The organism is Kitasatospora sp. NPDC058243 (assembly GCF_042882025.1).
Lineage (GTDB): Bacteria > Actinomycetota > Actinomycetes > Streptomycetales > Streptomycetaceae > Kitasatospora.
Genome location: NZ_JBHVWW010000069.1, coordinates 14,965 through 32,857 on the forward strand (window position 1 = coordinate 14,965; position 17,893 = coordinate 32,857).

Here is a 17,893-nt window from a genome sequence, read left to right on the forward strand (position 1 = left end):
CAAGGTCGTGATCAGCCCTGGAGGGCTCGCAACGTCGGCGGGAGGAGCACGGTGGTCCCGATTACGGCGCGTCGTGATCAGCCCTGGAGGGCTCGCAACCGGAAGGATGCGGCTCGCTGCTCGGCCTGTTCGGCGGTCGTGATCAGCCCTGGAGGGCTTGCAACAGGATTAGTTGGCCACTGTCCGGGTGCAGTGCGCTCTCGATGGCTTCATGGCAGGTGGACCCAGTTCGGGGACCATGCTTCGAGGCAAGGGGGCGCAGGTTCAAGCTCTCGGCCAGGGTCGGGTGGCGGTTGCCCTCGTGGGCGGCTGGGGATCTTTACTGAGCCTGACCACAACGGCGACCGTGGGTGGCGGTCCCCTGGTGCCCGAGGACCGCAGTAGCTCTTGAGATTGGTTCGGATCAGCAGCTGGGAGAGATCTCACCAGAGGGTAGGAGGAGATTTGGGGACTTGTCGGGGACCACGCGTGGTTCACTATGGCCTCTGAGGGGCCTTTCGGTGAACGAATAGCGCGGGCTGTCTACCGCCTGACGTGCAGCGATGTGTATCGCCGGGCGACTGGAGGTCAGGGGGTCTTTGGCAAGTGGCGGGCGTCCGACATTCCCGGACGCTTCGCTGTCTCGTGATGATCGGTCCGCTGAGTCCAGGGCTGGCGGAGGGCAGTCGAATAGCTCGTCCAGATCGGTCTGCTGCAACCTGAAGCACGGTCCGGCCTCATTCAAGAACCCGTCGACGGTCATTTCCTTGACGGTATGGATCTGGACGAACGCTGTCGGATTGGCTGGGGTTACGGCCTTCGGACAGCAGGGGATCTCGGCTTCTTGTCGGGTCAGCTCCTCGGCACCAGGGTGTTCTCGTTGGTGCGGCCGGCGGTGTAGTCGTCGATGTTGCGGGTGGTGGCGTCGATGATCTGGGTGACGGCGGTGTGGGTGAAGTAGGCCTGGTGGCTGGTGACGAGGACTTGGGGGAAGGTGACGAGGCGGGCGAGGGTGTCGTCGGTGATGCCTTCGATGGAGCGGTCGGTGAAGAAGACGCCGGTTTCTTCTTCGTAGACGTCGAGGCCGACGCCGGAGAGGCGGCCGGCGCGGAGGGTTTCGACGAGGGCGGCGCTGTCGATGAGGCCGCCGCGGCTGGAGTTGACGAGGATGGCGTCGTCCTTCATCCGGGCGAGGGCGGCGGCGTCGATGAGGTGGTGGGTGGCGGGGAGGAGGGGGACGTGCAGGCTGATCAGGTCGGCGCGGGTGATGAGTTCGGGGAGTTCGGTGTAGGTCATGCCGAGGTCGAGGCAGGCGGGGTTGGGGGCGATGTCCCAGCCGAGGAGTTCGGTGCCGAAGCCGGCGGCGATGCGGGTGAAGCATTCGCCGATCTTGCCGGTGCCGATGACGCCGATGGTCATGCCGTGGATGTCGCGGCCGAGGAGGCCGTCGAGGCGGAAGTCGAACTCGCGGGTGCGGGTGGCGGCGCGGGTGAGGCGGCGGTTGACGGCCAGGGCCAGTGTCCAGGCGTGTTCGGCGACGGCGCATGATGCGGTATCGCGTAGTCGTCGCCCGGGAGGGCATGAAGTTCTTGTGAGGAACGCAGACCTTCCCGCCACGGGCCTCGGCGGTGTGTAGACCGTGCTGCCAGGAACAGGGCCCTTTGCCGACGTTGTGCACCAATGCCAGGTACTCGGCAAGCGAGTCGGCGCCGAACTGCCTTGCCAACGCGGCGGATCCGTGCAGATGCCCCTCCAGAGTGCGACGTCGGCCTGATAGGTTTCGGCTGTGAGCCCACAGCGGCGTCACGCCGCTTGCTTGAATCTTCCATATCGATCAGATTTCCCATGACCTCGACCATGCGGCTGCCGGCCGACAGGCAATGGACATGGTTCGGAGCCCGAAGTGCACGGGTGACACACGTTTCACACCGAAGCGAAATGCCCGAATCAAGCGCATCCGTGTCCTTGGAATACCTCATTGCCTGGCGGCGGATCGCCAGTTGTCGCTGGTCAGCTGGCGTGGCGGTCGCCCTTCCGGGCGGCCGAGGATCGCAACCACAAGGCACTGCGTCACGCGGACCGCCTGGTCATGGTGGCGGTCGCTCTTCGGGGCAGCCGAGGATCGCAACGACAAGGCGAAGAAGATCCTCGCGGACCACCGACAGTGTGGCGAGGCAAGCTGGCCCACCTCCCGGAGGCCGCCGCCTGGTACCGCGAACTGCTCGGCCTGGGTACTCCCCCAGGTGCCGGGCCCGGCACGCCCCGGCACCGGGTGAGCCGTCCCGGCCGTCAGCCCCGGGCGCCGGTGCCCGGCGGGGCGCCTTCGGGCGCGCCGCGGATCGACGGACGGGAGGCGACCTCCCATGGGGGAGACCACTACCGGGGAACACGGTGACCGGAACCGTCGGCATCACCGTGAACGCCCCCGGCGCCCTGGTCCAGGCGGCCGGATCGTGCGCCCGGGTTCAGAACAACCTGGCGCAGGCCCGGGCGGGTCGGGCTCCGACCAGCACGGAGCGCTCCCACCCGGCCCGAATGACCCGTTTGACGTCATCCATGCCCGGTACGACGTCAGCAATCGGATTCACCCCCGATCCGGCCTGCCAGCCGTCGATCGCCGTGGCCAGGGTCGCCGAGGTGGTTGCCGCGGCACGGCGCTCCGTGAGCACCGCGGCCGCTTGTGCGGTGAGGAGGGACTGCGAGATCCGCCCCCGGTACTGGCTCATCGCCACACCGATGGCCTCCCGCCGACGGGAGTCCTCCGCGATCCAGCTGCCGGTCACCACCAGGCAGCCTGCCGTGGGAACGACCGAGCCCCCTCGGAAGCGGGCACCGACGCGGTTGCCGACCTCTGCGAGCGGCCCTGCCCCGTGCGACAGGAGCCGGGCGACGAGCTGCACCGTCTCGGCGTCGTCCGGGGCGCCCAGTCGGAGCGGGACACCGACGAACACCCGGCTGTCGGCTCCGGGTACGTCTCCGCTCGGCCCGGGAAGGTCGTCCCCGGGCCGAGTGTGAACCGCGGGACCATCTGCCGGACCGCATGGCATCACGGCGTCGACCAGGGCGAGCCACTCCTCCGCCGGCCTCGGACCGACGATCACCAACCGCTCGGGGAGAGCCGCTGCCCGACGGGCCGCGTGTGCGCGAAGGTCCGTCATCGCTATGGCCGAGCTGGCTCCGATGCGGCACTCGTCGAACCTGGCCGGCCCGGGCCTCCGCGTGGCCAGAGCCGCGAGCTTGTGGCCGGCGAGGAGCAGCGGGTTGCCGAACCACTCCGACAGCTCGACGTCGATCGCGCGGCACTCCCTCATCCGGACGCCCTCGTCGACCTTCCCGGCGGCCAGCAAGCGAGGGGTCTCGGCCAGTGCCCCCACCAGCTCCCGGTCCGCGTCCGACAACACCGTTGCCGAGACGGACATCGTGTCCGCACGGGTTTGTGCCTGGACCACCACCGGGGTGGTCATGAGCCCGCGCAGCGTCGCCAGATAGAGGTGTTCGTACAAATGGGCCACGCCCGGTGCGTGGGAGGGGTCGTGGCCGAACCCGAGCCCGTACGTGGCGATCACTGAGGTTGTCGTCCCGGGTCTGCACACGACGATCGTTCCGCCGGCCAGGCTCGGCAGACGCAGGACATCACCATTCACGAACGGCCTCGCGCACTCTCGCAACGGTCTCTTCGGGGAGTCGGCCGATCACCGCGACAGCGGGAACGGCCGGTTGGACGGGGCCGGCCGGATCCTCCGCCCGGCGGTCGAACGGACCGCTCGACGGATGGACGGCCTCGTAGAGCTCGGCACCGGCCCGCAGACGGTGCAGCTCCTGGGACGGGATCCCGGACCGCCGAAGGCAGCGGAGCATGTCCCGCACGGCCTCGAGGAGCCCGACCGCGTGGTCCGCCACGGTGCTGAGGCCGATGCTGAGGCACGGGACGCCGTGCTCCACGGCGGGCGTCGCCGCGGCCGCATAGTACGGCACCTGACGCTGCGCGAGCACCTGGACGAGGCGGCCGGGTGCGCCCACCCGCCCCAGGTAGGTCGCCGCGATCAGTGCTGACTCCCCGTCGGACGGCTCCGAGGGCCAGGGCATCTGCACACCCATCGCGACCCGGTGGTTGTCACGGGCGCCGTAGTACAGTCCGCCGCGCCAGGTCAGCGTGTCCGAGCTCGTGACCAGGCCCACCCCGCTGGCGAGGAACTCCTCCACCGCGCGAGCGTGTTCGACGATCTGCCGGTCCGTGATCGCTGCCGCCGCGGCCTCACCGGGAAGCGCGTCGACGCAGGCCTCGCCCCAGGCCACCCGGTGAAGCGCGCGTCGGACCAGCCAGCCCCTGTCACCAAGCCGGTGAGCCCTTTCGGCCACGAGCGTGCGACGAAGTGCGCCGAGATCGACGTCCGCCAGCCGCTGGTCCGGCAGGACCCCTGCCGGACCCGTGTGTCTGGTGATCCCGGAGCACCGGTGCCCGACCCGGAAGGTGTCGGTGCCGAAGAGCGCGGCACACGTCAGGGCCGTCAGCCCGGGTGCGTCGGGTGGCTCGGTGGCCACACCCCACGGAATCCATTCCACCGTGGGAGGGACGGGCGGCAGGACGCTCACCCGTCCCAGGGGTACCACGCTAGTCACCTCTGCCACCCGTGCCGTCGCCGCGGTACGGGGCCAACAACAGGGTGGTGACCACGAGGTTCACCACGCCCGCGACCAGCAGCACCGGAGCCGGGTGGGCGGTGAGCTCCCCGGCGAACGGAACGACTATGTACGACACCGTCATGAGCAGGTTGAGCATCGCACGACGGAACGCGAAGATGCGGCCGATGACCTCGTTGGACGTCAACTCCTGGTAGACCACGGTCGACGCACCGGCGATCATCACGTTGCCCGCCCCGCCGAGCAGACCGACCACGACGATGGCGGCCCAGCTCCAGGAAGAGCCGCTGAGCACCAGCGCGGCGGTCGCCACCGTGGACACCGCCGCGCCGGCCCAGATAACGCGGGGCTGCCGGTTGAACCTGCGAACGACCAGGGACGACCCGACGATCCAGCCGATCCCGGCCAGCGTCTGGTACCCGGCCGCCGCGGCGACTCCCGCCGATTGCTTGAAAACGGCCAGGGCTATGACCACTTCGGAGCCCAGGAAGAGGAAGTACGACGCCTCGGCGAGCGCGACCCGTCGCAACCGCGGGCCGATGCCGCTCCAGCGCAGGGGTGCCACCTGCCCCCGCGGTCGGTCGTCGGTGCGGGGCAGGGCAGGGCTCTCGGCTCCGGGCCGCCGAAGCGCCAGCGCGAGGATCCCGGACACGAGGAACGACGCGAGATTGACCCACAGTGCCCCTTCGATACCGACCCCGTCCGCGAGCGCCGCACCGACCAACGGGCCGAGGCTCATGGCGCCGCCGAAGACCACCTCGAACTTCGCGATGACCGGGCGGGCCTGGTCAGCGGGCACCCGCTCCTTGAGCAGCGCCTGCACCGCGGGAACCGAAGCACTGCCGACCGCCTTGAGGAGGGCCGAAGTGACGTAGACGACGGTGAGGTTCTCCGCGCGCACCCCCATGACCAGGACCAGGACCAGCGCCGCGCAGAGGAGCTCGCAGGCGATGAACACCCGGAGCCGGTCGTATCGGTCGACGATGCGACCCGCGAGCGGTGCGCAGAGGACCACGGGAAGGGTGCCGACCGCGAAGGTGACGCCGGTGGCGGTGTAGGAACCGGTCACCGACAGCACCCAGAGCGGCAGCGCGAGGTTCTGCGCGTAGTTCCCCAGCAACGAGCACGCGTTCGCCAGCAGGAGGATCCGCCAGCTCTTCCATGGGCCCAGCGTGCGCTCCTGGGACTCAGCCGCGGGCACCCGGCTCTCAGTGGTCATGATCGGGTCCATCCCAGACGGGCGGCGGCCAGCTGCGGCTTCGTCGCCTGCGCGGCCGGGAGCTCGAAGTGCGAAGAGAACGTTTCGGCCACGTCGGCCAGTACGGCCAGGTCGACTCGGCTCGCCTGGTTCGCTTCCAGTTCCACCACCACGAACGCGTCCACCGGTCGCGACGTCGGATCCCGCAGTTCCACCGCGTCACAACTGACGGCGATGAGCGCTCCGCCCTCGGTGAGCAACGCCGCCTTGGTCCGTCGCTGGGAGAGGTAGCCGAACACGCGCAGGTGCCCCAGCGTGGGAACCCGGCGCGACAGGTACTGTCCCGGCCTGCCGGCGATGACCTCCGCACCCGCCAGGTTCTTGGCGTCCGGCACGTACTCAGTCATCTCCAGCACGTCGCGACGCCCGTCGACCCACTGGACGGTCTCCTTCGCCACCAGCCAGGACGGCCCCCGGTTCGTGTTCACGAGCATCGTCAACGAGCAGTCGGCGCTCGACAGTGACCACCCGGTGTCGTCGAAGCACAGTGTGTGCTGCGAGACGACGGCCTGATCCGAGAGGCGCAGTCCGGACATCCGGACCAACTGGTCGCGCAACGTGTCGTGAGCGGCCGCGTCGGCCGACGAATCCGCTCCCATCACCCATCGGTACTCGTGTTCCACCCCGACCCGGGGTATTCGCAGGACGTGCTCGAGGTTGTTCATGGTGTCGCTTCCACAAGTCGATGGGTGGAACCCGCGTACTCCTGATCGGACAGACCCCCCACGGTGAAGACGTCGATCCGATCACCCGGTACCGAGAAGAGGTTCGTGCACACGTCGCGTACGACGGTTTCTGTCGAGGGCGGCGGACGGAAGTGACCGGACTTGGTGTTCGCCACGATGGCATGGACGTGCGGGGATCCGATCAGGACGATCTCGCCCGCCGTACGGACCCGCAGCCGGTCGGGCACCAGCATGGGGTGGGCGACCGGAACACCGTGGATGTGTGACTTCGCGCGCCCGAATATGAGTTCACGGAAGTTGAACCGGCGTCGCCAGATGAGCAGGCGCCCCAGGTCGTCTATCACGAACATGTGCGGTGCGCCCGTGGCGAAGTCGGACGGCACCTCGGCGTCACGGACGTGCCAGGTCTGTTCGACCGCGGTACGGGCCACCCCGGCGTAACGGTCCTGGAACACGGCACGATCGAACTCGATGACCAGTGGGTCCTCACCCACCACACGAGTGGGATGCTCGTGGCGAACCGTGAGTTCACGTGCGTAGGCCGCGCGGATCTCCGCGGCGGCACGGGCCAGCCGTTCACGCATACCGGGGGCGGGCCCGACGCTTAGGTGAACGTGCCACAGACGGATCAACTCCTCGTACTTGAGGAAGACCACCGCTTGCGAGGAGGGACCGTATCTGACGGCCGCCTGCTCGGCGGCGGCCATTAGCCTGTCGGCCTCGGCGAGATAGTGGTTGTCACCAACCATTGTTCGAGCGCTCCTTGACCGTGAAGGAGGCACCCGGCCCGCGAAGGGCCGGGTGCCGCTTAAGACCTGAACCTCGATCTCAGACCCAGGTCTCGCCGGCCTGCACGGACGTCAGCGCGTCCAGGCCGCCCTCGGTCTCCTCGAGGGACTCGATGACCTCGATGATCTCCACAACCTGCTCCATTGCCGCGTTCCTCCTCTCCGTCTTCTCGCAGTTGACGTTCTGAGGGTGATTCAGGACCAGGTCTCGCCGGCCTGCACGGACGACAGCGCGTCCAGGCCGCCCTCGGTCTCCTCGAGGGACTCGATGACCTCGATGATCTCCACGACCTTCTCCATGTTGACCGCTCCCTTCAGAGCCATGAGAACCAACCGATTACGGACGAACCCCGTGCGGGGTGCTCCCCCCAGGCGCTCCGCCCTCTCGGCCTTGCTGCTTTCAGCTTGGTCTCAGCTTGCATCCGATCGTCATCCACCTTTCATCCGCTGCCTCTGACCTGCGCGGATGCCTTCGACGAGGAGGTGCGGGAGCCGATGAGGTCCCGACAGCGCGGGGTCACTCTGGCCGGTGATCGCCCACCAGGTCTCTGACCAGACGCTCCATGTCGGCCTCACCGGTTGCGTCGTCGTTCTGGCGGTAGACGTCCTGGGCCTTCCGGAACCACTCGGCTGCGAGGGTCCGGTCACCGGAGCCGAGCACCGCGTGCCCGATCCGGGCGAGGGTGTCCGCCTCCGCGGTGCGGAACCCGGACCGCCGCATCAGCACCAGTCCTTCGTGCAGGTGGGTCAAGGCCTCCGCATGGTCCCGCTTGCGGATGAAGAGGGTCCCGATGCTGCTGAGGATCGCGGCTTCGTGGTGCCGCAGGCCGTGCTCCCGGGCCAGCTCCCGTCCGGCCCGCAGCCGTTCCAGGCCGGCGTCGACGTCGTCGAGGGCCATCAGTGCGTCCGCCGTGTTGTTGAGGGCGTGCACGACGAGCGTGGTGTTCTTCGCCGCCTCGGCGAATGCGAGCGCCTGCTCGTGCTCGGCTAGGGCCTCGTGATAGCGCCCCTGCAGCTCGAACACGAAGCCGAGGCCGAGGCGTGAGCCGGCCGCCCCGTTCAGGTGCCCCTCCCGTTCGTAGAGTTCGGTGGCGAGTCGGAGGCGTTCGACGGCGCCGTCGTGGTCGTGGGTGACGGCGAGCGCGCCGCCGAGGGCGTGGTAGAGGTGGGCCCGGTGCAGCGGCAGGTGAATCCTGTGCGCCTCCTTCTCGCACTGCTTCCACGCGTCCACGTCGGCGGACGAGAAGCCGGATCGTACGAAGTAGCTGTGCAGGTGGTAGATCAACTCCACCGCCCGGTCGGTGTCATGACGGACCGCGGCCGCGGTGACGGGCGCCAGGTTCTCCTTCTCCTGATCGATGAACTTGATGGCGTCGAGATCCTTGGCGAACTTCTCGACGAAGGTCTCGACTGGCGGCTCACGGTCGGCGAAGGCGTCGCGGTCCGGCCGCAGCACGCCGCTGGCCATGGCGGCCACCCCCAGGTACCACCCCAGGAGGCGACCGACCGCCTCGGCCGGCCTGTCGTCCCGGGCATGGGCTTCGAGGCGCTCCGCGGCGAACGACCTGACCAGGTCGTGCATGGTCAGGTGGTGGTCGCCCGCCCGGCTGATCAGGTGCAACGCGATCAGCCGGTGAAGGCCGCGCCGTACGGTCGGTGGTGAGGTCGCGGCGATCGTCGCCACGGACGCGGTCCGCAGCCGTCTTCCGGGGTGGACCGCCAGCAGGCGGAAGAGCCGTGCGTCATCCACCGACAGTGCCGCATAGGCGTTCGTCAGTACCGATCGCACGCTGCGCCCGCCACCGTCGATGGTGAACCCGTCGAGCGGCGCGATGTCACGGGAGAGGTCGGCGGCCAGGTCCTCCGGTGTCAGAGCCGGATCCGCCATCATCCGCGCGGCGAGGATGCGCAGGGCCAGCGGCATCCCGTCACACAGGTCGAGCAGGAACTCCAGCGAAGGACCGGAGTCCTCCGGCAGCCCCGCCCTGGCTCTCACGAGGATGGAACGGCTCTCCGTCCGGCTGAGTCCGCCCATGGCCAGCCCGGCTGCCGCGACATGGGTGTAGACGGCCGCGAGACTGCTGCGGCTGGTCACGACCAGTTGTGATCCTCCGCTGGTCGGCACGGCCGGCAGAATCTGATCGATCGAACCGGCATTGTCCAGAACGATCAGCATCTTCTTGTCGGCGATGGTCGAGCGGTACAGCCCGAGCCGCTTCTCCGGATGCCTGGGGATCTTCTGCGGCGGAAGGTTCAGGCTCTCCAGTATGTGTTCGAGTACGCCGTCCGCCGAGACGCTGCTCTTCGCGCTGTGCCCGCGCAGGTCGAGGAAGACATGGCCGTCCGGGAAGGCGTCCCGGACCTGGTGCGCCCACTGCACGGCGAGTGACGTCTTGCCCATGCCCGCCGCGCCGGTGACCACGAGCACCTGGGCCTGTCCGCTGTGCTGCGAGAGCAGCGCCAGGTCCTCCCACCGTCCGACGAAGGAACCGTCCTGCGGCGGGAGTTGGCTCGGCACGGACAGTGAGGGCGTGGAGACGACGGGCGGCCGGGCGGCCGGGACCGTCACAGGCCCGGTCTCGGGCGCCGGCCGAGCAAGCAGGGCCGGATCATTCCGCAGGATCCTCTCGTGGAGCTCCTGCAGGACGGGACCGGGGTCGATGCCCAGCTCGTCGCCCAGACGGACTCGCAGTTGCTGGTAGGTCTGCAGCGCGGCCGTCTGCTGGCCCGTGCGGTACAGCGCCGTCATGTAGTGGCCGGTGAGCCGCTCGCGGAACGGGAACTCCGCGACGAGTGCGGACAGTTCGGTGACCACACGACCGTGCTGACCAACCTCCAGCTCCAGTCGCATGCATTCTTCCCAGGCTGCGGGCCGCTCCTCGTTGATGAGCAGGGAGTTTCGCTGGATCACCTGGCTCTCGATCCCGGCGAAGGCCGGGCCGCGCCACAGTTCCAGAGCCTGCCGGAGTGTTCTGATCGCGCGATGCAGATCCCCAGTCCGGGCGAGGCCTCCGGACTGGGTGACCAGTTTCCGGAAGACATGGAGGTCTATGCTCCCCACTTCGACGTCGAGGGAGTATCCGGCCCTGCCCGTTCGAATGATCTCGTTAGCCTCGGGCACACCGGCGGTCAGCCACGCCTGGCGCAGCTGCGACGCCACGTTCTGAACCTGTCGCTCCGCGGACGCGGGCGGCTCACCGTCCCACAAGGTCTCGGCGAGCGCACTGATGGACACGAGCGTGTTGGGACTCAGTACCAGACGGGCGAGAAATCGTTCGTGGCGAGGGCGAATCGGGGGAAGGAGGCGTGCATGATCCCGCATCTCCATATTCCCGAGCACCTGAAATTCCATTGGTCCTGCCTTCGATGAATGAACCCGACGACGCTGTCACGTAGGAATTCGCTGATCGGGTCCGGCGGTCTCCCGGCGATGGTTCCGATTCCCCACGCCCATCGAAGTCGGCGAAACGCCTACCAGCCGCGTGCCCGCCACTCGGAAAGTGACGGCCGCTCGGCGCCGAGCGTCGTGTCCCGGCCGTGTCCGGGGTAAATCCACGTCTCATCCGGCAGTTCATCGAAGATCTTGCTCTCGACGTCTTCGAACAGCGTGGTGAAGGCTTCGAGGTCGCCGAAGGTGTTCCCCACCCCGCCGGGGAACAGCGAGTCACCGGTGAACAGGTGCGGATGGCCGCCGGGGTCGTTGTACAGCAGGGCGACACTCCCGGGAGTGTGGCCGGTCAGCCGGATCACCCTCAGTTCGAACCCGCCGCACGTGATGACGTCGCCGTCGTGCAGCGGCACGTCGGTGGGCACGGTGATCCCCGCCACGTCGGGCGCTCCTGCATGGGTTGTGGCGCCGGTGGCGGCGACCACCGCGGGAAGTCCGTGTTCCCAGTGGTCCCAGTGCTGATGCGTGGTGACGACGGCGGTCAGGCGGCGGTCGCAGAAATCGAGAAGAACCTCCGGTTCATTTGCTGCGTCGATCATCAGTTGCTGCCCGGTCGAACGGCACTTCAACAGATAACAGTTGTTGTCACCAGGGCCAACCGAGATCTTGCTGATGATCAGCTCGGAAAGCTCACGAACTCCAGGGGCGGTACCCGAGTATGGCGTCATCCGTTGATCATAGACGATCAAGGAAGAAAAACCAGCTCCATTTTCCGGCCCGCCGCTACGGCGAAGAATAGGTGGGAATTGGCTCCAGGTTCGCAAAGAGGGTGAAATCGGTGCGTTCGCATTCGGACCCCGGTATCTCGGGGCAGAACCGCAGCGGACGGGGCCGTCCGACGGGGAGCCGTCCTTCCTCGCTCCCGTCCTCGATACGAACGGCGCGCGTCGGTCCACGGTCCGGCCCCGGACGCTCATTCGGCCCCGATGGCCGTCAGGATCCCGGTGAGGGCCGTGTGCCTGACGGGCGTTACGCCCGCGGGGCGGCCGGGACGAGGGTGTTCTCGTTGGTGCGGCCGTTGGCGTAGTCGTCGATGTTGCGGGTGGTGGCGTCGATGATCTGGGTGACGGCGGTGTGGGTGAAGTAGGCCTGGTGGCTGGTGACGAGGACTTGGGGGAAGGTGACGAGGCGGGCGAGGGTGTCGTCGGTGATGCCTTCGATGGAGCGGTCGGTGAAGAAGACGCCGGTTTCTTCTTCGTAGACGTCGAGGCCGACGCCGGAGAGGCGGCCGGTGCGCAGGGTTTCGACGAGGGCGGCGCTGTCGATGAGGCCGCCGCGGCTGGAGTTGACGAGGATGGCGTCGTCCTTCATCCGGGCGAGGGCGGCGGCGTCGATGAGGTGGTGGGTGGCGGGGAGGAGGGGGACGTGCAGGCTGATCAGGTCGGCGCGGGTGATGAGTTCGGGGAGTTCGGTGTAGGTCATGCCGAGGTCGAGGCAGGCGGGGTTCTGGGCGATGTCCCAGCCGAGCAGGTCGGTGCCGAAGCCGGCGGCGATGCGGGTGAAGCATTCGCCGATCTTGCCGGTGCCGATGACGCCGATGGTCATCCCGTGGATGTCGCGGCCGAGGAGGCCGTCGAGGCGGAAGTCGAACTCGCGGGTGCGGGTGGCGGCGCGGGTGAGGCGGCGGTTGACGGCCAGGGCGAGGGCCCACGCGTGTTCGGCGACCGAGTACGGGCTGTAATGGGAGACCCGGGCGACGGTGAGGCCGAGGTCGGCGGCGGCGTCGAGGTCGATGTTGTTGAAGCCGGTGGAGCGTTGGGCGATCAGTTTGGTGCCGCCGGCGGCGAGGACGGCGAGGGTCTCGGCGTCGAGGACGGCGTTGACGCTGCTGCTGACGGCCGGATAGCCGGCGGCGAGCGGGGCGGTGTCGCGGTTGAGGAACATGCTCAGGCAGCGCAGCCCGTGCCGGCCGGCGAAGGCCTGTTCCAGCAGCGGCCGTTCGTCGGCCTGCACCCCGTACGCGAGGATCTCCATCGGTTGCCTTTCCGCGAGTGGTCCGCTCCACGGGCCACGCTAGCGGGGCCGTCGCGGGGGCGCCCGTCGGACGCACGAGGGCCCGGACCGGTGGCGGTCCGGGCCCTCGACGGGGCGGGGGAGGTCAGATGACCGTCTCCGCCTCCAGGTAGCGCTCCTGCGGGACGGTCTTCAGCTCGGCGACCGCCTCGGCGATCGGCACCAGGTTGATGTTGGTGCCCTGCAGCGCGGTGATGTGCCCGAACGCGCCCTTGTGGACGGCCTCGACGGCGTGCCAGCCGAAGCGGGTGGCGAGCACCCGGTCGTACGCGGTAGGGGTGCCGCCGCGCTGGGTGTGGCCGAGGATCACCGGGCGGGCCTCCTTGCCGAGGCGGTGCTCCAGCTCGCGGGAGAGCTGGGTGGCGATGCCGGTGAACCGCTCGTGGCCGTAGATGTCCTTGGTGCCCTCTTCCCAGTGCATGGTGCCGGGCTCGGGCTTGGCGCCTTCGGCGCAGACCACGATGGCGAACTTCTTCTGCCGGTCGAAGCGTTCGCGGACGACGGCGGTCAGCTTGTCGATGTGGAACGGCCGCTCCGGGACGACGATGGCGTGCGCGCCGGCGGCCATGCCCGCGTTGAGCGCGATCCAGCCGGTGTGGCGGCCCATGACCTCGACGACCATGACCCGCTGGTGGGATTCGGCGGTGGTCTTCAGCCGGTCCAGCGCCTCGGTGGCGACCGAGACGGCGGTGTCGAAGCCGAAGGTGACGTCGGTGGAGGCGATGTCGTTGTCGATGGTCTTCGGGACCCCGACCACCGGCAGTCCGGCGTCGCTCATCAGCTTGGCGGCCTTGAGGGTGCCCTCGCCGCCGATCGGGATCACCGCGTCGATGCCGAGGTCCGCGCACAGTCGCTTGGCGCGCTCGACGCCGTCGCGCAGGTGGCTGGGCTGGACCCGGGACGAGCCGAGGATCGTGCCGCCCTGGGCCAGGATGCCGCTCACCGAGTCGAGGGTGAGCGGCCGGTGGACGCCCTCCAGGAGACCGCGCCAGCCGTCCTGGAAACCGATGATCTCGTCGCCGTGGTCGACCACCCCCCGGTGGACCACGGAACGGATCACCGCGTTCAGGCCGGGGCAGTCACCGCCGCTGGTCAGCACTCCGATACGCATTAGCTTTGCAACTCCCGAGCAGAACCGAGGAACGGCCGGACTACAGGCTGGGACGACGAGCCGTCACCGTAGCGGGGCGCTCCCACGCCGGAGTGGCGGGGAGGTGGCCGCGGGGTGAAGGACCGGCCGATCCGGACAGAACGCCCGAAAACGGCCGCGAAGTCGAGCATACGGCCCCTGGTCCGGCCGGGCAGGAGCCGACGCGGGAGCGGCGCCGTCGGCGCCCCCGCGCGGAAGTGCAGCCTGCTGCCGAGGAGGGTGTGCAGTAGGCAGCCCCATTGTGGTACGTCCGGGGCCGCCCCTGAACCGGGTGACCGCATCGCGGGCACCCGGGCTCCGGGGCGGGCGGACGTACTACGCGGGGCGCGTCGTGGCGGCGATGCGCTCGGCGCGCAGCGCGTCGTACCAGGTGGTGTCGGCCGGCGGCAGGGCGTTGACGTCCAGCGCCAGCTTGATCAGCATGTCGGCCACGGCGGGGTTGCGGGCCAGCACCGGGCCGTGCAGGTAGGTGCCGAACACGGTGTCCCGCCAGGCGCCCTCGGTGCCGTCGCCGGTGCCGTTGCCCCGGCCGGCGACCACGGTGGCCAGCGGCTGGACGCCCTGGCCGAGGTGGGTGACGCCCTGGTGGTTCTCGAAGCCGGTCAGCTGCGGCAGGCCGAGGCGCGGGTCGACGTCGGCGAGGACGTCGCCGACGCAGCGGGCGCCGTCGCCGCGGGTGGTCCAGACGTCGAGCAGGCCGAGGCCCGGCTCGCGCTCGCCGAGGTCGTTGACGAACTCGTGGCCCATGATCTGGAAGCCCGCGCAGACGCCGAAGATGATCGCGCCGTTCTCGGAGGCCCGGATCAGGCCGCTGTCGTTGCGCAGCCGCTCGGCGGCGAGCCGCTGCGGACGGTCCTCGCCGCCGCCGATCAGGTAGATGTCGCCGCTGGTGGGGACGGACTGGTCGGAGCGGACGTCGATCCGGGTCACGTTGAGATGGCGCTGGCGGGCCCGGCGCTCCACGACCAGGGCGTTGCCGCGGTCGCCGTAGGTGCTGAGCAGGTCCGGGTAGACCCAGACCACGCGCAGGCTGCTCTCACTCATCCTCGAAGGCCTTCCGTCACGATCAGATGGGGCTGCAGGCGCGGCATCAGCCGGCCACGACCTTCCGCAGCTGCTGGAAGGCGGTGTAGTTGGCGATGGCCTCGATCCGGCCGGGCGGGGCCATCCGGACGGCCTGCTCCAGCGTGTCCACCACGTGGAACTGCAGTCCGGCGACCTCCAGGCGGACGGCCAGGTCCAGCTTGCGCTGCCCCATCACGAACACCGGGTGCCCGGCGAGGCGCTCGTAGTCGACGTCCCACAGCCAGGAGGTGTCCGTGCCGTCGGCGTCGAGCGCGTTGACGGAGAGGATCACCGGCGCGGGCGGGCCGTCGATCAGCGAGAAGGTCTCCAGCCAGCCGGCCGGGTTCTTGGCCAGCAGCAGCCGGATGTCCCGGCCCTGGTACTGGACCACGTCGTAGCGGCCGGCGACGGCCGAGACCGAGCGCATCCGCTCCAGCGCGACCTGCGGGGAGACGCCGAACACGGCGGCGACGGCGGCCGAGCTGGTGGCGTTGGCCAGGTTGGCCCGGCCGGGCAGCTGGAGCTGGATCGGCCAGGCGCCGCGCTGCGGGTCGATCACGTGGGTGCCCTGGAGCGCCCAGTGCGGATTGGGGCGCCGGAAGCCGCACTCCTGGCAGAACCAGTCGTCGCCGGGGCGCTGCATCACACCGCCGCAGGCGGGGCAGGACCAGGCGTCCTCCTTCCAGGCCTGCCCGGCGGCCACCCAGACCACCTTCTTGCAGGAGGAGGCGGCCCAGGTCACCAGCGGGTCGTCGGCGTTGGCGATGACCACGGCCTCGGTGTCCTGAAGGCCCTCGCGCCACTTCTCGGCCATCATCCGGGTCTCGGCGGCGCGGTCGAGCTGGTCGCGGGAGAGGTTGAGCAGGGCGATCGCCTTGGGGCGGGTGTCGCGGGCGACGCCCGCCAGGTACTTCTCGTCGACCTCGATCACGCCGAAGCGGGCGTCCGAGCCGCCGGCCAGGGCGGAGGTGATGCCGGCCGGCATGTTGGCGCCCAGGGCGTTGGAGACCACCGGGCCGGCGGCGCGCAGCGCCTCGGCGATCAGGCGGGTCGTGGTGGTCTTGCCGTTGGTGGCGCTGACCAGGACGACGTCGAGGTGGTCGGCGAGGGTGGCGAGCAGGTCGGGGTCGAGCCTCAGGGCGACCTTGCCGCCGATCACCGAGCCGCTTCCGCGTCCGGCCTTGCGGGACACGGCGGCAGCGACCCGACCGGCCGTGACCGCGATCTTGGCGCGGGCCGGCAGCGAGGCGTCGCGTGCGCCTGTGGGCTCCGATTCGGTGCCTGCCATGCTCAGTGGTTCCTCCTTGCTGCGGCACCACCCGGGTCCGGATTAACGGGCCGTCGGGCGGCGGGGACGGGGCCAGCCTACCGACTCCGCCGCCCGGCTCGACGATCCGGACCCCAGGCAGCCTGCTGCGACGCGGCCGGAGGCGCCGCTTCGGGCGCCCTGACGGATCGTCGGGGAAGGCGGTGTACGGAGGGGGCCTTCGTCGCTTGGGACGCTCTCCGGGCTCTCGGGGTTCCCGGGTGAGGATGTGGTGAAGAAAAGATCAGCGGCCCGGACGGACGCAGGAGGCCGGCTCGTCCGCGGCCAGCGTGGCGGTGATCACCAGGGTGCCGTCCTCGGCCTGGAAGTCCAGCGGCGCGGCCAGCCGGCGCATCGCGGTGATCAGCCCGGTGTTGGAGGCGTGGGTCACCGCGTACACCGTCGTCACACCGGCCGCCCGGGCCGCCGCCGACAGCTGCCGCAGCAGGGCCGGACCGAGTCCGCGCCGCTGCCAGGCGTCCTCGACCAGCACCGCCAGCTCCGCCTCGTCGTCGTCCCACATCAGGTGCCCGAGGGCGACGATCCGCCCGTCGGCGGCCGTCGCGGCGAGGCTGTGGCCGTGCCGGGCGTCCAGCAGGTGGTCCAGGTAGCGGCCGGCGTCGCGGACCGGCCCGTGGTAGCGCAGCCGCAGCGAGGCGGGGGAGCAGCGGAGGTGCATCGCCAGGGCCGCGGCCCGGTCGGCCGGTCCGGCGGGGCGCAGCGTCAGCGCCGTCCCGTCCGCCAGCGTCAGGCGGGACGGCGCCGCCCGGTCCGGCTCCGTCACGGCTCGCGGCCGGTCGACCGGGGGGTGCGGGCGGGCGGGCCGCAACGGGCCCCCGGTGAGCGCGGGCAGCCGGGCGGCCTGGCCCTCGGGCGCCGCGCACCTGCGGTCGGACCTGCGGAAAGGCCGGTGCCAGAGCCGTTCGGGGCGAGTGCGTGATGCCGTCATGCCGCCGACGCTACCGACGCCGCGCTTCCGGCCGGTTACGTGATCGTGAACGCAGGAATGACCTGGTCGGTTCCGGAGCGTGACGAGCGTGGCCATGTTCCGGGGGCTCGACGGGGCTCGACCGGCCCCGACCGGGCTCGACCGGGCTCGGGCACCAGGGTGGCCGACGGGCCTGGGGTGCTCGCCCGGCCCCGAACGGATCATTGACCTGAACACGCTCACGGATGGCGCAGAATCCGGGAACGGACGAGCCCCTTCGGATAGGGATGGCTCGGCTTTCCGCCGATCCCACCTCCCCCGAAGGGGCCCACATGTCCTTCCCCTCGTCCCTCCTGAAGAAGTCCGCCCTCGTGCGGCGGTCCGTACTGGGCGCGGTGTGCTGCGCACTGCTGCTGGCCGCGCCGATCGCCCTCGCCCAGCCGGCGGCCGCCGCGGACGGGCCCAAGACGCCCCAGGAGGCCGCCGCCTGCAAGGCTGTCGTCTCCACGCTGCTCGGCGGCTTCGGGTCGATGCTCGCGAACTCGGCGTGCGTCGTCCAGCCGAGCGACAGCTGAGCGACAACTGAGCGGTGGCCGGGCGACGGCCGAGTGACGGCCGAGCGACCCGGCGG

14 protein-coding genes, 1 pseudogene and 1 CRISPR repeat array (1 of these 16 cut by a window edge) are annotated in these 17,893 nt (G+C 69.9%); of the genes and pseudogenes, 1 reads left to right on the plus strand and 14 read right to left on the minus strand.

The features are described from left to right. Positions 1–164: direct repeats of the CRISPR family, unit length 29 nt; unit sequence GTCGTGATCAGCCCTGGAGGGCTCGCAAC; it begins 189 nt to the left of the window's first position. A gap of 667 nt (positions 165–831) precedes the next feature. The 14 genes and pseudogenes from ACFVX9_RS32510 to ACFVX9_RS32575 all read right to left on the minus strand — a co-directional run. Then, positions 832–1,521: pseudogene (locus ACFVX9_RS32510) on the minus strand (NAD(P)-dependent oxidoreductase); the annotation flags it as partial. Between the two features lie 923 nt (positions 1,522–2,444). Further along, on the minus strand, positions 2,445–3,545 hold the full coding sequence (locus tag ACFVX9_RS32515) for an insulinase family protein (protein ID WP_387985052.1): 1,101 nt from the start codon (positions 3,543–3,545) through the stop codon (positions 2,445–2,447). 67 nt (positions 3,546–3,612) lie between these two features. Then, positions 3,613–4,572 (minus strand): insulinase family protein, encoded by a 960-nt coding sequence (locus ACFVX9_RS32520; RefSeq protein ID WP_387985055.1) that lies wholly within the window; start codon positions 4,570–4,572, stop codon positions 3,613–3,615. Between the two features lie 19 nt (positions 4,573–4,591). Continuing rightward, positions 4,592–5,851, minus strand: coding sequence for an MFS transporter (locus tag ACFVX9_RS32525; RefSeq protein WP_387985058.1), 1,260 nt, complete (start codon positions 5,849–5,851; stop codon positions 4,592–4,594). Beyond that, positions 5,836–6,543 carry a hypothetical protein gene (locus ACFVX9_RS32530; protein ID WP_387985061.1) on the minus strand — a complete coding sequence of 236 codons (708 nt, stop codon included), beginning with the start codon at positions 6,541–6,543 and terminating at the stop codon, positions 5,836–5,838. The genes ACFVX9_RS32525 and ACFVX9_RS32530 overlap by 16 nt, the downstream gene beginning before the upstream one ends. Beyond that, positions 6,540–7,313 carry a hypothetical protein gene (locus ACFVX9_RS32535; protein ID WP_387985064.1) on the minus strand — a complete coding sequence of 258 codons (774 nt, stop codon included), beginning with the start codon at positions 7,311–7,313 and terminating at the stop codon, positions 6,540–6,542. Before ACFVX9_RS32535 ends, ACFVX9_RS32530 begins: the two co-directional genes overlap by 4 nt. Before the next feature lie 234 nt (positions 7,314–7,547). Then, positions 7,548–7,676, minus strand: coding sequence for a hypothetical protein (locus ACFVX9_RS32540; protein ID WP_387985066.1), 129 nt, complete (start codon positions 7,674–7,676; stop codon positions 7,548–7,550). Positions 7,677–7,869: 193 nt separating this feature from the next. After that, complete coding sequence (locus ACFVX9_RS32545) at positions 7,870–10,704, minus strand: BTAD domain-containing putative transcriptional regulator (protein ID WP_387985069.1); 2,835 nt, start codon at positions 10,702–10,704, stop codon at positions 7,870–7,872. Between the two features lie 119 nt (positions 10,705–10,823). After that, positions 10,824–11,468 carry an MBL fold metallo-hydrolase gene (locus tag ACFVX9_RS32550; RefSeq protein WP_387985072.1) on the minus strand — a complete coding sequence of 215 codons (645 nt, stop codon included), beginning with the start codon at positions 11,466–11,468 and terminating at the stop codon, positions 10,824–10,826. Positions 11,469–11,769: 301 nt separating this feature from the next. Continuing rightward, complete coding sequence (locus tag ACFVX9_RS32555) at positions 11,770–12,774, minus strand: 2-hydroxyacid dehydrogenase (protein ID WP_387985075.1); 1,005 nt, start codon at positions 12,772–12,774, stop codon at positions 11,770–11,772. 124 nt (positions 12,775–12,898) lie between these two features. After that, the gene (locus ACFVX9_RS32560) at positions 12,899–13,924 is read right to left on the minus strand and encodes a 6-phosphofructokinase (RefSeq protein ID WP_063350327.1); all 1,026 of its coding nucleotides are present in this window, start codon (positions 13,922–13,924) and stop codon (positions 12,899–12,901) included. 354 nt (positions 13,925–14,278) lie between these two features. Then, positions 14,279–15,007, minus strand: coding sequence for a type 1 glutamine amidotransferase (locus ACFVX9_RS32565; RefSeq protein WP_063350328.1), 729 nt, complete (start codon positions 15,005–15,007; stop codon positions 14,279–14,281). 46 nt (positions 15,008–15,053) lie between these two features. After that, complete coding sequence (locus ACFVX9_RS32570) at positions 15,054–16,316, minus strand: MurT ligase domain-containing protein (protein WP_063350329.1); 1,263 nt, start codon at positions 16,314–16,316, stop codon at positions 15,054–15,056. A 262-nt stretch (positions 16,317–16,578) separates the two neighbouring features. Next, complete coding sequence (locus ACFVX9_RS32575; RefSeq protein ID WP_387985079.1) at positions 16,579–17,283, minus strand: GNAT family N-acetyltransferase; 705 nt, start codon at positions 17,281–17,283, stop codon at positions 16,579–16,581. Between the two features lie 311 nt (positions 17,284–17,594). Between ACFVX9_RS32575 and ACFVX9_RS32580 the strand changes: the two genes are divergently transcribed. Continuing rightward, positions 17,595–17,837 (plus strand): hypothetical protein, encoded by a 243-nt coding sequence (locus ACFVX9_RS32580; protein WP_063350331.1) that lies wholly within the window; start codon positions 17,595–17,597, stop codon positions 17,835–17,837. The last annotated feature ends 56 nt before the right edge of the window (positions 17,838–17,893 follow it).